Raw genomic sequence first — 14,381 nt, forward strand, 5'->3', positions numbered from 1 at the left:
TTATCCGTGCAGCGGATGCGTCTTTTTCCAGTCCAGCAGCGTGTCGCGCGTCACCCGTTTGCCATAAAAGGTTCTGATACGACGCCCCTTTTCACCGCCGCGATGCCATAGCGAGCGGCCAATCTGATGCGGGAAAATCTCCTCGCGCAACAGGCGGAACAGGGCTTCCGTATGGCCAAAGGGGGCGATAAAGTCGCGAAACCACAACCGATCCCCGTTGCACCAGTCGGCTTCCGGCAGGACAACCGTCGCGTCGTTGAGATAGCGATGTTCAGCCTCTTCGTTCATCCATGCCCAGCTCAGAAAAAAGATCGGGCGGCCTTCCTTTTCCACCAGCACGTACTGCTGACGTTTGATAACCGGTAGAAGGACAACGGGCAGCACGTGCAGCGGAGCATCCCGGTGGTTGAAAGAGTGCATCCAAAGCCAGACCGATGCGCCAAAGGCTTCCGCTTCATTAAGGGTATTGCCCAGCACCAGCGGGCAGTGGACCGTAAATTCACCGTAGCGCATCGTCATAACGCCATATTCAGGTTAAAGCCGAAGGTGGCGGGGCTGGTTTTAAAGCCTTCTGGACGAGAGAACGGAACGCCGGCAAACATGTCAAAGCCCACTTTCCACAGTGTGCCGCGCAGCCCGGTGGCCCCCCCGGCGAGGTGGTTTCCGGTCAGGTATTCCGTTCCTTTGCCTGCCACTTCGCCGTAATCGGCAGCCAGATAGAATTCGGTGTCCGGAAGAGGGATCTGCCAAGAGAGATCGTTACGCACCAGCCAGCCGCGATCGGCATTTAGCGTGCGTTCCCCATCGAAACCGCGGACGGTCCAGCGACCGCCGATAGAGAACTGATCCTGCGTGGTGAGCGGCGTATTACTGGTCTGACGCTGCCATGCAATGTCGTAACGGAAACGCTGGTTGACCAGCGCAAACGGCAGACTCAGACGTGCATCGGTACGCAGAATGCGGCTTAGCGCCGTGGCTTCACCGAACATCTCTTCTGGCGCTGGCTGAGCGCCAAACCAGCGAGTACCGCGTTGATAGCTTATTCCGGCATCCAGCGTTGCCGGGCCAAGGTAGTGGCGATGCTGGAGCCCGGCTTTCCATGAGGAGACGTGTCGGCGTTGAACTTCAATTTCTGTGTCGCTGATGTAGTTACGCGTCGTACGACTCTCGACGTCCCAGGTGAATGAGGTTTTTTGCGCGCTGCTGCGGTGCAGAACCCGGCTGAGTTGCGCCACCAGACTCTGGCTCTTACCGCTATAACGGTAATCGTCGCTCAGCCCGGCCACCGTCTGGTGATAGTGATAATCGCTGCCGGTAAGAGAAAAGGCCCACCAGCCCACCGGAACAGACCAGTGGGCGCTAAGGTTCTGGTTACCTTTTTCCGGCCCGGTTTGCAGATCGTGGTTAACGGAAAACCAGAACAGATCGCTCAACGCCAGCGGGTTATCCAGTGAGAGGGTGAGTCCCCCCTGATAGCGCCCGGTTGACGTCGAACCTGCGTCATCCAACGACAGACCAAGCCGCCAGAATTTGCTCTGCTGGCGGGAGATAATGATATCACTCTCGCCAGGTTGCTCGGCGGGAACAATCTCCATCTCCACCTGCACGGTGGGCAGGCGCTGCAGATTTTCCAGCCCTTGCTCAATGTCCCGCAGATCCAGCAAATTGCCGTCATGAGCCGGAAAGGCGCTATAGAGCCAAAGCCAGCGGCTGCTGTCATCGGTAAAGGTGACGTGCCGAATGGTTCCCGGGATAACGGCCAGCTTTAAATGACCATTTTTAATATCCTGTCCAGGAGCCAGCACGCGTGCGGTCGTCCAGCCGTGAGATATCAGCCGGTTCTGAAGCGAACTCATCAGCTGATTAATGCCGTGTGCGCCCAGGCATCTGCCGACCGCACGATCGGCGAGGCGCTGCAATAGCAACCAGGGCGGTAGGGCTTCCTGACCGGTAAGCGTGACATCATGGATAACGAAACAGGGAGATTCGTCAGGAAACGCTGCGCTTGCGCCGTCTTCCACGGTAGTGGCAAGCCGGACATCCGGCACAGGTGGGTTCAGTTGCGCTTCCAGCACCTGCTGGCGTTGCTGCTGAAGGATAAACTGCCCATCCCCTGGCGCAGCGTTAGTAGCCGTCGTAAGGCAGAATAAAGCGCTGTTGAGGAAAATCGGTATGCACGTCGCCAGGCGTCGAAGTTCCATTTCGATACCATCCCTTACAAAATGTAATGTTTTAGGGGGGCAATAGTGAAGAAGGAGAGGCGGATTATCTATACAGAGAAGGTAAACAGAATCCTAAAATGCAGCGTGCACGTACTGTAGGCCGGGCAAGCTTGCGCCGCCCGGCACTCTCACAGGAGATTACTCCCCTTCACCCGGGAACAGGAACGGGTTAATAGAGCTGCGGGCAAAGCCCTCCTGCTCCATTTTGGCGTCCAGTATCAGCGTGGCAAGATCGTCGGCGACGGCCTCCACTTTCGGGTCTTTTTCCTGATACAAAATCTTCAGGTAGGTGCCGCAATCGCCGCAGCTCTCGGCTTTCACCGCGGACTGTTCATTTTCCAGCGACCAGTAGTGCAGATCGCGGGTCTGTTCACAGTTGCTGCACTTCACGCGCACCACGTGCCACTCGGTTTCACACAGGTTGCAGTGCAGGTAGCGCAACCCCTGAGTGGTCCCAATTTGCACCATGCTGGAGACCGGCATCGAACCGCACACCGGGCAGAACTGGCGGGCTTCACCATATTCAGCGCGGGCTTTACCCGGGATGAGGCTCGCCATTTGCGCCCAGTAGAGCGACAGGGCAGCCCAGATGAACGGGGCTTTATCGCTGCTGACCGAGGCAAAATCAGAGGCAAACAGCGCGCTCGCCATCTGCTCCAGCTCCTGCTCGGAGGCTTTCTCAAGATTCTCGATCACCGCCAGCGCCGGGCCGCTCATCTCAGGCTTCAGTTCGGCAATAAGCGAATGCAGCAGCTTATGCCAGTGCTTGTCGCGCGGCAGAACGTGGATATCCAGCGGCGGTTTGCCCTGCTCGTTCGCCTCTTTAATGCGCGCGGTCAGGTCCATCTGCAGCGGATGGTCGTACAGCACCACTTCCTGGGCGTGGGCGATCAGCGCCGCAAAGCGCAGATAGTCGCCAAGCGGGTTGCTCTCAGCCAGCTCACGCAGGCGTTCCGCGCGGCGGTTGTAGAGGTTTTTTAGTCTGGGGAACAGTAACGGCGGAATCACTTCCGCCGTGCGTTTCTCGCTCGAACCCAGCTCATCTTGCGGGATTATGCGAATACTCATTCAGTTTTCTTTTCCGTTGTCTTTCGGACTTCGCGGTACCAGCGCGGGTGATGTTTCTTCGCCCACGTTTTGGTAACCCAGCCCTCCACCATCGCGGTAATGGTGCCTTTCACCCAGAGGGCGGCGTAGATATGCACCATGATAACCACAATTAACGCCACTGCGGCAAATGAATGCAGCATTAACGCAAATCGGATTACCGGGATTGAGAAAGCAGGCGCAAAGTACGGACGCCAGATGATCACGCCGCTCACCAGCAACAGGACCAGGAAGATAATCGCCGCCCAGAATACGCACTTCTGGCCGAAGTTATAACGCCCGGTGTCACCCACTTCCTCGTTGACGACGATCTTACGAATATTCTTCGCCCAAAAGATATCATCCCGATTGATTAGGTTATGGTGCCAGTAACGGAAAAACATGATGATGAACGAGGCAAACATCACCACACCCACGAACGGGTGCAGGATGCGCGCCAGCTGCGGCGTACCCAGGATCTGCATCAGCCAGTTGAAGGAGGGGAAGAAGAACCCCAGCCCGCTTATCGCCGCCAGCATGAAGCAGAAGGCGGTGACCCAGTGGTTGATACGTTCCGGCGCCGTGTAGCGCACGATGGTGTCACGTCTTTTCATTTGCGCACCTCGTCTTTCTCTTCATCCAGGTTGTCCTCTTCCTCTTCCGCACGGTTCGGACCGACACCCACGTAGTGGAAGATGCTCGCGGCGAAGGTGGCAGCAAAGCCCACCGCTGCCAGCGGCTTCCAGATACCTTTCCAGAACTTCACGGTCGCGCTGATCTCCGGGTTCTCCGGCAGGCCGTGGTACAGATTCGGCTTGTCGGCGTGGTGCAGCACGTACATGACGTGCGTGCCGCCAACACCGGCCGGATCGTACAGGCCCGCGTTGTCGTAGCCGCGGGTTTTCAGCTCGGCTACGCGCTCACCCGCCAGGGTTTTCATATCCTCTTTGGAGCCAAAGTGGATAGCGCCGGTCGGGCAGGTCTTCACGCACGCCGGCTCCTGGCCGACGTTCACGCGGTCAACGCACAGCGTGCATTTGTAGACGCGGTTGTCTTCCGGGTTCATGCGCGGCACGTCGAACGGGCAGCCGGCGATGCAGTAGCCGCAGCCGATGCACTGCTCGGACTGGAAGTCGACGATGCCGTTGGCATACTGAATGATCGCTCCTTCCGACGGACACGCCTTAAGGCAGCCCGGATCCGCACAGTGCATACAGCCATCTTTGCGGATCAGCCACTCCAGTTTGTCGTTCTGCTCCACTTCCGAGAAGCGCATTACCGTCCAGGACTTGGCGGTCAGGTCGGCGGGGTTATCATAAACCCCGACGTTGTGACCCACTTCGTCACGGATGTCGTTCCACTCTGAACAGGCCACCTGACAGGCTTTACAGCCGATACAGGTGGTTACGTCGATAAGCTTCGCCACTTCCTGCTGGTGGTCCCGCGCCTGGGGCGCGGGGGTGAACCCGTTAGTCGCGGAACGACGAATGATGTCTTGCGATTGATAAGCCATAAGTCGTCTCCGTTACACCTTTTCCACGTTCACGAGGAAGGCCTTAAACTCCGGCGTCTGCGTGTTCGCATCGCCGACGAACGGCGTCAGGGTGTTGGCAATAAACCCTTTCTTCGCCACGCCCTCATAACCCCAGTGAATCGGAATACCGATGGTATCCACATCCTGACCGTGAACGTTCAGCGTGCGAATACGCTTGGTCACCACTGCCTTGGCCTTGATGTAGCCGCGGTTAGAGGAGACCTTCACGGTGTCGCCATGGGCGATGCCGAGCTTGTTCGCCAGCTTCTCGCCGATCTCCACAAACTGCTCCGGCTGCGCGATGGCGTTCAGCAGCGCGTGCTTGGTCCAGTAGTGGAAGTGCTCGGTCAGACGGTAAGTGGTGCCCACATACGGGAACTTGTCTTTTTTGCCCAACGCCTCGAAATCGCTCTTAAAGATACGGGCGGCCGGGTTAGAGACCACGTTCGGGTGCAGCGGGTTAGTGCCCAGCGGCGTCTCAAACGGCTCGTAGTGTTCCGGGAATGGCCCTTCCGCCATCTTATCGATAGCAAACAGGCGTCCCATCCCTTCAGGCTGCATGATAAACGGCCCGACATCGCTGCCCGGAGGCGCGGTGCTGTAGTCCGGAATATCCACGCCGCCCCACTTCGCGCCGTCCCACTTCAGCAGCTGACGCTTCGGATCCCACGGGTTGCCCTGCGGGTCAGCAGAGGCACGGTTATAGAGAATGCGGCGGTTCAGCGGCCAAGACCATGCCCAGCCCAGCGTATTGCCGAGGCCCGACGGGTCGGCGTTATCGCGGTTAGCCATCTGGTTGCCTTTCGGCGTCCAGCTACCGGCAAAGATCCAGCAGCCGCTGGAGGTGGTGCCGTCGTCGCGCAGATGGGCAAAGGTACTCAGCTGATCGCCTTTCTTCGCCAGCACCGCCCCGGTGGCCGGGTCGATAACGTCTGCCAGCGCCTTACCGTTGCTCTCCATCGCCACCTCTTCCGGGGATGGATTCTCCGGCGTCGAGTAGTTCCAGGTCATGTTCAGCACCGGTTCCGGGTTCGCGCCGCCTTCAGCCGCGTACATCTTACGCAGGCGTAAGAAGATACCGGCCAGGATCTCGCCGTCGTTCATGGCGATGCCCGGGGCGTCTGCACCCTTCCAGTGCCACTGCAGCCAGCGGCCGGAGTTAACGATAGAGCCGTTCTCTTCCGCGAAGCAGGTGGATGGCAGACGGAACACTTCGGTCTGAATCGTCGACGGATCGACGTCGTTCGATTCGCCGTGGTTCTGCCAGAAGGTCGAGGTCTCGGTATTGAGCGGGTCAATGGTGACCAGGAACTTCAGTTTCGACAGGGATGCCACAACCTTGTTCTTGTTCGGGAACGAGGCAACCGGGTTAAAGCCCTGGCAGATATAGCCGTTGACCTGGCCCTGGTGCATCATCTCGAAGTACTGCAGAACGTCGTAGCCTTTGTCCCACTTCGGCAGCCAGTCAAAGCCCCAGCTGTTTTCCGCCGTCGCCTTGTCACCGAAGAAGGCTTTCATCATCGAGACGAAGAACTTCGGATAGTTGCTCCAGTAGTTCACCTGACCTTCAAGCAGCGGTTTTGGCGTGCTGGCCGTCAGGTAGGTTTGGAGATCGGTCTGTTTCTCACTTGGCAGGCTCATGTAACCGGTCAGGCTCTGCGACAGCAGGCCGAGGTCGGTCAGACCCTGAATGTTGGAGTGGCCGCGCAGGGCGTTCACGCCGCCGCCTGCCATTCCCATGTTGCCGAGCAGCAGCTGAACCATCGCCATAGTACGAATGTTCTGCGCGCCGATGGAGTGTTGCGTCCAGCCGAGGGCATACAGGAACGAGGCGGTTTTATCGTGAACGCTGGTTTCAGCGATCATCTCGCACACCTTCAGGAAGTCCGCTTTCGGCGTCCCGCAGATGTTTTCGACAACCTCCGGCGTATAGCGGGAAACGTGCTCTTTCAGCAGATTCCACACGCAGCGCGGGTGTTGCAGGGTGGTGTCGCGCTTCGCAAAGCCATTCTCGTCCAGCTCGTAGTTCCAGCTGGTTTTGTCGTACTTGCGTTTTTCGGCGTCGTAACCGCTGAACAGGCCATCTTCGAAGTGGTAATCCTCACGCACGATCAGGCTGGCGTTGGTATAGGCTTCGGTGTATTCGCGGTTATATTTTTCGTTAGTCATCAGGTACAGCAGTACGCCTGACAGGAAAGTGATGTCAGTACCTGAACGAATAGGGGTGTAGAAATCCGCCACCGACGCTGTACGCGTAAAGCGGGGATCGATCACAATCAGTTTCGCACCGTTGTGGATTTTGGCTTCCATCGCCCAGCGGAACCCAACAGGGTGCGCTTCAGCGGCGTTACCGCCCATCACCACAATAAGGTTGGCGTTCTTGATGTCGACCCAGTGGTTGGTCATCGCACCGCGACCAAATGTTGGAGCAAGACTTGCTACCGTTGGTCCGTGTCAGACACGCGCCTGGTTGTCGACCGCGAGCATACCGAGTGCGCGCGTAAATTTCTGGGTTAAATAGCCGGTTTCGTTGCTGGAGGCCGAGGCGCACAGCATGCCGGTGGAGAGCCAGCGGTTTACCGTTACGCCATCTGCATTCTGGGCAATAAAGTTGGCATCGCGATCTTTTTTAATCAGTGTGGCGATGCGGTCAAATGCCTCTTCCCAGCTGATTTGCTGCCATTTATCTGAACCTGGCGCACGATACTCAGGATATTTCAGGCGGCTTTCGGAGTGAATAAAGTCCACCAGACCGGCCCCTTTCGGGCAGAGCGCGCCGCGGTTAACCGGATGATCCGGGTCCCCTTCAATATGGAAAATAGATGCTTTGGCGTTTTTCGCGCCGTCGCCGAGGCTATACATTAACAGCCCACAGCCGACGGAGCAGTATGTACAGGTATTACGGGTTTCGCGGGTGCGCAGCAGTTTATACTGCCGCGTTTCCGCCAGCGCGACGCCGGGCGCAAAGCCCAGTGCTGCTGCCGTGGTGCCTGCCATACCGCCAGCGCAGATCTTAAAGAACTGCCTTCTGCTGACCTGCATGGGTCACTCCTTGTTTCGACATTGCTACCCTTCACTCTTCACGCCTGCGCGAATTATTTGGGGTCATTATTGTTTTACTTCACGGTTGATTTTTTGACCGCAAAGTTGAAAATTTGCGTTAAACCCTCATTTCCACGAGGGGTATGCCAGAATACCACAATGTCGGTACGCTTGTTCCAACGGCGTTAAAACAAAGTGAACGTATTATCACGGTGATGATTATAAAATGTGATATTGATCACATGGTGCCCCCGAACTGTTACAAACCTGTTCATGCGTCGGGTTTGTCCCTCAGGTAAAGTTGCGCGGACAGAGCGGTAAAAATTGATCCATACTATGCGCCAGGCCGGAAAAGTATGGTGCAATAGCAGGCCTCCCCACGTGGTTGCTCAGGAAATGCGTTGTGTTGAAACAAAATGGTGATACCCACCTTACGTCACTGCCTGCCGGTGTGGCAGAACGCCGGGTACACAGACCCCCTCAGATTAGCCTCCCGACTCCCGATTTTCTGGCGGAAGAGGTGCCCGTCGCGCTGGTTTATAACGGTATCTCCCATGTGGTAATGATGGCCTCCCCCAAAGATTTGGCGCTGTTTGCCATCGGCTTTTCGCTGTCTGAAGGCATCATTGAGCACCCGCGTGAGATCTACGGCATGGAGGTGATATCCGTTTGCAATGGTCTCGAAGTGCAGATTGAGCTCTCCAGCCGTCGTTTTATGGCCCTCAAAGAGCGCCGCCGCGCGCTGGCCGGACGCACCGGCTGCGGCGTCTGTGGCGTGGAGCAGCTTAACGATATTGGCAAGCCCGTGGTGCCGCTGCCGTTCACCCAGCGCTTTAACCTGGCCCACCTCGATCGGGCGCTTGCGCATCTCAACGACGTGCAGCCTATCGGGCAGCTAAGCGGATGTACCCATGCCGCCGCCTGGGTATTACCGAACGGCGAGATTGCGGGCGGGCATGAGGACGTCGGGCGACATGTGGCGCTGGATAAACTGTTGGGCCGTCGGGCCGGGGAAAGCGACGTCTGGCAGCAGGGCGCTGCGCTTGTCTCCAGCCGCGCCAGCTATGAGATGGTGCAGAAGGCCGCTATGTGCGGCGTTGAGATCCTGTTTGCCGTCTCGGCCGCCACCACCCTGGCGGTGGAGGTGGCAGAGCGCTGTAACCTGACGCTGGTGGGCTTCTGCAAGCCGGGAAGGGCCACGGTGTATACCCATCCGGGGCGTCTGATAATTGATCAATAATTTTGAATGTTTAGAGCAAATCCTTCCGCTATCAGTTGTCGGTGATGAGGTCTATTATTTATCACATCAAGGCACGGCGCCTTACACCAACAACTTACTGAAAGGATTTACATCATGAAAAGCATCAAAACTTTTGTCGCAGTAATCGCTCTGGCTACTTCTTTCGGTTCTTTCGCTGCCCAGTCCGTCACCGCCTCAGCCAGCACCATTGAAGGCGCGGAAGCGAAAATTGCCGCTCAGGCTGAGCAGGCCGGCGCCTCCTCTTACACCATTACCCAGGCCTTCTCCGGTAACCGTGTACACATGACCGCTGAACTGAACAAATAAGCACAAAGCATCTGTCGAAAGAGCGCCCCCGGGGCGCTTTTTTAGTTTATGCCCGCCAGACGTAATAGCGCCGTAACCACCGCCGCCGCGACAATCACGAAAATCAACGGCACCTTGCGCCAGGCGAGGAACACCGCAAAGGCCACACCCAACACCCGCGCCATCCCGGCGAAATGTTCTCCTTCATAGAAGGTGGTCGCCAGCGCCACCGAAAAGAGCAACACCGTTGCCGCATCCGAGAGCAGCGCCTGGGAGCGTTCAGACAGCGCTAACCGGCTGCCCAGTTTCGCCCCGCCGAGACGCATCAGGTAGGTGCCTGCGGAAAGCAGGGCGATGCCAAGAATAAAGACGGTTATATTTTCCATTATTTCTTCCTCGCCGCGAGGCCAAGCAGGGAGAGCAGCACCGGCAGCCCCACCGGCGCAAACGGCACCGCGGCCAGGGACAACGCCGCCCCGCTACAGGCGCGAATCAGCGTGGTGCGGTTTTTAAAGGCGGGCACGACTAAGGCCAGCAAAATGGCCGGGAAGACCGCATCCAGCCCGATGGTCTCCGGCTCCGGCAGCAGTTTGCCGACCATCGCTCCCAGCAGGGTGCCCAGCGGCCAGATGATGGCCACCCCCAGGCCGCAGAGCCAGTAGGCGGCTTTACGCTGTTCCGGCGTTTTTTGCGACAGGCCAAAGACCACGCTTTCGTCATTCATAATGTGACAGCCCAGCAAGCTGGCGCCGCGTTTGCCCACCAGCTCACGCACCGTTACGCCAAATGGTACGTGGCGGGCATTGACCAGCAGCCCGGCGGCGGCCGCGGCAAGGGGATTACCGCCGCTGGCGACAATGCCGATAAACATAAATTCCGAGGCGCCCGCCAGCACCGAAATGGAGAGAACAAACGGCACCCACAGCGGAAAACCGTACGCCATCGCCAGCGAGCCGTAGGACATCCCCACGACGCCCACCGCCAGACAGACCAGGATGATGGCTTTGACCGTGTCGCCATTGAGACAAGAGAATGTGTGCTTCATACAAATTTAGCCATATCGAACGAGTATCCATTATAATGAACGCAATAAGATCGTTTATCAAGATGAACGATTCGTTCGTTTTAACAGTGTGTGAGATCGTTTTATGACGCAGCCAATTAGCGTGATCGCCAAAAGTCTGGTGCGAGAGCGCACGCGGACCGGGCTTTCACTGGCGGAGATCGCCCGCCGTGCCGGGATCGCCAAATCCACGCTCTCCCAGCTGGAGTCCGGTAACGGCAACCCCAGCCTCGAAACGTTATGGTCGCTATGTGTGGCGCTGGATATTCCGTTTGCCCGCCTGCTTGAACCGCAGCAGCCTGCCACCCAGGTGATCCGCCTGGGTGAAGGCACAAAAGTGATGGCGGAACAGGCAAACTATGAGGCCATTTTACTGGCGGCATGCCCGCCGGGCGCCCGACGCGATATCTATATTTTGATGGCCCAGCCCGGCGCGGATCGTATCTCCCATCCGCACCCGCCGGGTTCGGTTGAGCATATTATTGTGATGAAGGGGCGGGCGCTGATTGGCCTGACCGAATCGCCCGAGGAGCTGGGGCCAGGGGACTATATTTGCTATCCTGCCGACCAGCCGCATCTCTTCAAAGCCCTTGAGCCCGATACGTATGCGCTCATGGTGGCGGAACAAAACTAACCCAAAGACACGGATAATCATGTCGCTTAAAGCCATTGCTAAAGAACTGGGACTGTCGGTAACGACGGTAAGCCGCGCCCTCAACGGCTATTATGACGTTTCCAGCGAGACGCGGGCCCGTGTGGAGGCTGAAGCGCAGCGGCGCGGCTATCGCCCGAATACCTTTGCCCGGCGTCTGAAGATGGGCAAGATCGACGCCGTGGGGCTGGTCTTTCCGGTTCATCCCGTTCCGCTCAATAACAGCGTCTTTATGGACATGGTCGGCGAAATTAGCCACCAATTAGCGCGTCATGAGATCGACTTACTGCTCATTGCCGACGACGATCTGGCTGATAAACACAGCTATATGCGGATGGTGCAGAGCCGTCGTGTGGATGCGCTGATTGTGGCCCATACGCTGGATAACGATCCGCGTCTGGAGCAGTTGCAGGCCGCCGGGTTCCCCTTCCTGGCGCTCGGGCGCAGCCATCTGCCAAAGCCCTATGCCTGGTTCGACTTTGATAACTATGCGGGCACGCATACTGCCACCCAGCACCTGATTGCGCGCGGGCATCAACGCATCGCGTACCTGGGCGAAAGCCACAATCAGGCTTTTATCACTCAGCGCCGTCAGGGTTATCTCGATGCCCTGAAAGAGGCCGGACTCTCCAGCGAATGGCTGCGCACCATGCCGCCTTCACGCCGCGCAGGCTATACCACTACCCAACAATTGCTGGCGCTGGATGCGCCCCCGACAGCGATCGTCACCGATTGCAACACTCACGGCGATGGTGCGGCGATGGCGCTGGCGCAGATGGGACGCTTAACCGGCGAGCATGCCGTGTCGCTGGTGGTGTATGACGGCCTGCCGCAGGACAGCATTGTCGATATCGACGTGGCGGCGGTGATCCAGTCCACCCGTCAGGGCGTGGGTAAGCAGATCGCCGATATGGTGCTGCAACTGATTAATGGCAGCGAAATAAGCCAGCTTCAGGTGTTATGGCAACCGGAATTCTCTCCGGGCCAGACGGCATAATTCTCCCTAATTTCTAAACCCGATCACAAATCCGAAACGTTTTGGTTTGTATCCGAAACGTTTCGGATCAACACTCAGGATATCCCGATGACAGGAGATGTCCGATGCAAGAGGCTATTTTACGACTCGCGAGCGAAACGGTGGATGTGATGATCAAAACCCATCCGTTCGCCGAAATTCTTTACTGGGGGCCACACCTTCGCCACTTTTCGCCGCAAGATGCGGCCACGCTTTCCCGCCCGATTGCTAACGGCCGGCTTGACGTTGACTCGCCGGTGACGCTGATGGCGGAGCTTGCCCACGGCCTGTTTGGCGCGCCGGGCATTGAAGGCCACCGTCAGGGTCTGGATGGTTCGCCACGGTTTCGGACCGTGGCCGTCGCGCAGCAGGGGCAAAGTCTGACTCTCACCGCCGAAGATGAGATCGCTGGCCTGCGTCTGACCAGCGAGATAGCCCTTGATGACAGCGGCGTGCTGGCGGTTCGTCACGGCCTGACTAACCTCAAAAGCCAGCCGTGGCAGGTGGAGCGCCTGGCTGTCACCCTGCCGCTGGCGGAGCGTGCCCGCGAAGTGATGGCCTTTCATGGCCGCTGGATCCGCGAATTTCAGCCGCATCGCCTGCTGCTGGAGCACGACAGCTTTGTGATTGAAAACCGCCGGGGCCGCAGCTCCCATGAGCATTTCCCGGCGCTGATCGGCGGCACGCCGGGCTTTAGCGAAATGCAGGGTGACGTCTGGGGCGTGCATCTGGGCTGGAGCGGCAACCATCGCCTGCGCGCGGAGGCCAAAACCGATGGCCGCCGTTATCTGCAGGCCGAAGCGCTTTACCTGCCGGGGGAAATGGCGGTGGAGGAGGGGGAAACCCTGTGGACGCCACGCCTTTATGCCAGCTACTCCGCGCACGGGCTGAACGGTATGAGCCAGCAGTTCCACCGCTATCTGCGCGCCAACATCATCCGCTTTCCGGAGAACAAACCGCGCCCGGTGCATCTCAACACCTGGGAGGGGATCTACTTTAACCACGACCCGGAATACATCATGCGGATGGCGGATGAAGCGGCCTCGCTGGGGGTGGAGCGCTTTATCATCGACGACGGCTGGTTCAAAGGCCGCAATGACGACCATGCCGCGCTGGGGGACTGGTATCTCGACGAGCAGAAATACCCCAACGGCCTGACGCCGGTGATCAACCACGTCAAAGATCTCGGGATGGAGTTTGGCATCTGGGTTGAGCCGGAGATGATTAACCCGAACTCCGATCTCTGTCGCGCCCACCCGGACTGGGTGCTGGCCCTGCCGGGGTATGAACAGGCCACCGGCCGCCACCAGTGGGTGCTGAACCTCAACATTCCTGCCGCTTTCGACTACCTGCTGGAGCGCATGAGCTGGCTGCTGGGTGAGCATCAGGTTGACTATGTGAAGTGGGACATGAACCGCGAGCTGGTGCAGCCGGGCCATAACGGTAAGGCCGCGGCCGATGCCCAGACCCGCCAGTTCTACCGCCTGCTGGATATCCTGGGCGAGCGCTTCCCGCACGTGGAGTTTGAATCCTGCTCCTCCGGCGGCGGGCGTATTGACTATGAAGTGCTGACCCGCTGCCATCGCTTCTGGGCCTCGGATAACAACGACGCGCTGGAACGTAATACTATCCAGCGTGGCATGAGCTACTTCTTCCCGCCGGAGGTGATGGGCGCGCACATCGGTCATCATAAATGTCACGCCACTTTCCGCCAGCACAGCATCGCCTTCCGGGGCCTGACGGCGCTGTTCGGCCATATGGGGCTGGAGCTGGATCCCCTCGCCGTGGATGAGCAGGAGCGCGAAGGCTACCGGCACTACGCGGCCCTGCATAAGCAGTGGCGCGAGGTGATCCACCACGGCACCCAGTGGCGGGTGGATATGCCGGACAGCACCACCCTGGCGCAGGGAATTGTGAGCGCGGATCAGCGTCAGGGGCTGTTTATTGTCAGCCAGATGGCGATGCCGGACTACACCCTGATGATGCCGCTGCGTATGCCGGGGCTGGCGGCCAACGCCCGGTACCGCATCACGCTGCTCGATCACCCCAATATCCGCCTGACCGGGGAGGGAGGGCACACCATGCGCAAGCTGCCGGCCTGGATGGAGACGCCGCAAACGGTGAGCGGCGAATGGTTGATGCAGGCGGGGCTGGCCCTGCCGGTTCTGGATCCGGAAACCGCCATTCTGATTGGCGTTGAACGCGTATAAGGGTAACGGGC

13 protein-coding genes are annotated in these 14,381 nt (G+C 58.5%); 5 read left to right on the forward strand and 8 right to left on the reverse strand.

Annotated elements, in window-relative coordinates; translation table 11 throughout:
* From B3X29_RS22145 to fdnG, 6 genes are all read right to left on the reverse strand, one after another.
* Positions 1–513 carry a toxin-activating lysine-acyltransferase gene (locus B3X29_RS22145; protein ID WP_159340316.1) on the reverse strand — a complete coding sequence of 171 codons (513 nt, stop codon included), beginning with the start codon at positions 511–513 and terminating at the stop codon, positions 1–3.
* Between the two features lie 2 nt (positions 514–515).
* Positions 516–2,201 (reverse strand): ShlB/FhaC/HecB family hemolysin secretion/activation protein, encoded by a 1,686-nt coding sequence (locus tag B3X29_RS22150; RefSeq protein ID WP_159340291.1) that lies wholly within the window; start codon positions 2,199–2,201, stop codon positions 516–518.
* A 159-nt stretch (positions 2,202–2,360) separates the two neighbouring features.
* Entirely contained in the window at positions 2,361–3,290 is a 930-nt protein-coding gene (gene fdhE / locus B3X29_RS22155; RefSeq protein ID WP_156655390.1) for a formate dehydrogenase accessory protein FdhE, read from the reverse strand.
* Positions 3,287–3,922: a formate dehydrogenase cytochrome b556 subunit gene (gene fdoI / locus B3X29_RS22160; protein ID WP_103177557.1), complete on the reverse strand. Its 636-nt coding sequence runs from the start codon at positions 3,920–3,922 to the stop codon at positions 3,287–3,289. Before fdoI ends, fdhE begins: the two co-directional genes overlap by 4 nt.
* Positions 3,919–4,821 carry a formate dehydrogenase subunit beta gene (fdxH, locus tag B3X29_RS22165; protein WP_103177556.1) on the reverse strand — a complete coding sequence of 301 codons (903 nt, stop codon included), beginning with the start codon at positions 4,819–4,821 and terminating at the stop codon, positions 3,919–3,921. The genes fdoI and fdxH overlap by 4 nt, the downstream gene beginning before the upstream one ends.
* A gap of 12 nt (positions 4,822–4,833) precedes the next feature.
* Positions 4,834–7,884 (reverse strand): formate dehydrogenase-N subunit alpha, encoded by a 3,051-nt coding sequence (gene fdnG, locus B3X29_RS22170; protein WP_156655520.1) that lies wholly within the window; start codon positions 7,882–7,884, stop codon positions 4,834–4,836.
* 403 nt (positions 7,885–8,287) lie between these two features.
* Here fdnG and fdhD point away from each other — a divergent pair, with 403 nt between their 5' ends.
* The gene (gene fdhD, locus B3X29_RS22175) at positions 8,288–9,124 is read left to right on the forward strand and encodes a formate dehydrogenase accessory sulfurtransferase FdhD (protein WP_156655389.1); all 837 of its coding nucleotides are present in this window, start codon (positions 8,288–8,290) and stop codon (positions 9,122–9,124) included.
* Positions 9,125–9,238: 114 nt separating this feature from the next.
* Entirely contained in the window at positions 9,239–9,451 is a 213-nt protein-coding gene (locus B3X29_RS22180; protein WP_159340292.1) for a DUF1471 domain-containing protein, read from the forward strand.
* A 41-nt stretch (positions 9,452–9,492) separates the two neighbouring features.
* Here B3X29_RS22180 and B3X29_RS22185 read toward each other — a convergent pair whose 3' ends face one another.
* Together B3X29_RS22185 and B3X29_RS22190 are read right to left on the reverse strand one after the other, a co-directional pair.
* Positions 9,493–9,816: an AzlD domain-containing protein gene (locus B3X29_RS22185; RefSeq protein ID WP_103177542.1), complete on the reverse strand. Its 324-nt coding sequence runs from the start codon at positions 9,814–9,816 to the stop codon at positions 9,493–9,495.
* On the reverse strand, positions 9,816–10,475 hold the full coding sequence (locus B3X29_RS22190) for an AzlC family ABC transporter permease (protein WP_103177541.1): 660 nt from the start codon (positions 10,473–10,475) through the stop codon (positions 9,816–9,818). Before B3X29_RS22190 ends, B3X29_RS22185 begins: the two co-directional genes overlap by 1 nt.
* Before the next feature lie 103 nt (positions 10,476–10,578).
* On the opposite strand from B3X29_RS22190, the gene B3X29_RS22195 reads away from it, so the two are divergent.
* The 3 genes from B3X29_RS22195 (at position 10,579) to B3X29_RS22205 (ending at position 14,370) form a co-directional block, all read left to right on the forward strand.
* Positions 10,579–11,127: a helix-turn-helix domain-containing protein gene (locus tag B3X29_RS22195; RefSeq protein WP_290567606.1), complete on the forward strand. Its 549-nt coding sequence runs from the start codon at positions 10,579–10,581 to the stop codon at positions 11,125–11,127.
* Positions 11,128–11,146: 19 nt separating this feature from the next.
* Positions 11,147–12,142: a LacI family DNA-binding transcriptional regulator gene (locus tag B3X29_RS22200; protein WP_103177539.1), complete on the forward strand. Its 996-nt coding sequence runs from the start codon at positions 11,147–11,149 to the stop codon at positions 12,140–12,142.
* 104 nt (positions 12,143–12,246) lie between these two features.
* Positions 12,247–14,370, forward strand: coding sequence for an alpha-galactosidase (locus B3X29_RS22205; RefSeq protein WP_159340293.1), 2,124 nt, complete (start codon positions 12,247–12,249; stop codon positions 14,368–14,370).
* The last annotated feature ends 11 nt before the right edge of the window (positions 14,371–14,381 follow it).

It is taken from the genome of Leclercia sp. UBA5076 (genome assembly GCF_002416465.1).
In the GTDB taxonomy this organism is placed as follows: domain Bacteria; phylum Pseudomonadota; class Gammaproteobacteria; order Enterobacterales; family Enterobacteriaceae; genus Enterobacter.

What these genes read in the sequence shown, in the direction of transcription:
- B3X29_RS22180 (WP_159340292.1), top strand. Translation starts at nt 9,239, where the DNA reads ATGAAAAGCATCAAAACTTTTGTCGCAGTAATCGCTCTGGCTACTTCT.
- B3X29_RS22185 (WP_103177542.1), bottom strand. Translation starts at nt 9,816, where the DNA reads ATGGAAAATATAACCGTCTTTATTCTTGGCATCGCCCTGCTTTCCGCA.
- fdxH (WP_103177556.1), bottom strand. Translation starts at nt 4,821, where the DNA reads ATGGCTTATCAATCGCAAGACATCATTCGTCGTTCCGCGACTAACGGG.
- B3X29_RS22200 (WP_103177539.1), top strand. Translation starts at nt 11,147, where the DNA reads ATGTCGCTTAAAGCCATTGCTAAAGAACTGGGACTGTCGGTAACGACG.
- fdoI (WP_103177557.1), bottom strand. Translation starts at nt 3,922, where the DNA reads ATGAAAAGACGTGACACCATCGTGCGCTACACGGCGCCGGAACGTATC.
- fdhE (WP_156655390.1), bottom strand. Translation starts at nt 3,290, where the DNA reads ATGAGTATTCGCATAATCCCGCAAGATGAGCTGGGTTCGAGCGAGAAA.
- B3X29_RS22150 (WP_159340291.1), bottom strand. Translation starts at nt 2,201, where the DNA reads ATGGAACTTCGACGCCTGGCGACGTGCATACCGATTTTCCTCAACAGC.
- B3X29_RS22205 (WP_159340293.1), top strand. Translation starts at nt 12,247, where the DNA reads ATGCAAGAGGCTATTTTACGACTCGCGAGCGAAACGGTGGATGTGATG.
- B3X29_RS22145 (WP_159340316.1), bottom strand. Translation starts at nt 513, where the DNA reads ATGCGCTACGGTGAATTTACGGTCCACTGCCCGCTGGTGCTGGGCAAT.
- B3X29_RS22195 (WP_290567606.1), top strand. Translation starts at nt 10,579, where the DNA reads ATGACGCAGCCAATTAGCGTGATCGCCAAAAGTCTGGTGCGAGAGCGC.
- B3X29_RS22190 (WP_103177541.1), bottom strand. Translation starts at nt 10,475, where the DNA reads ATGAAGCACACATTCTCTTGTCTCAATGGCGACACGGTCAAAGCCATC.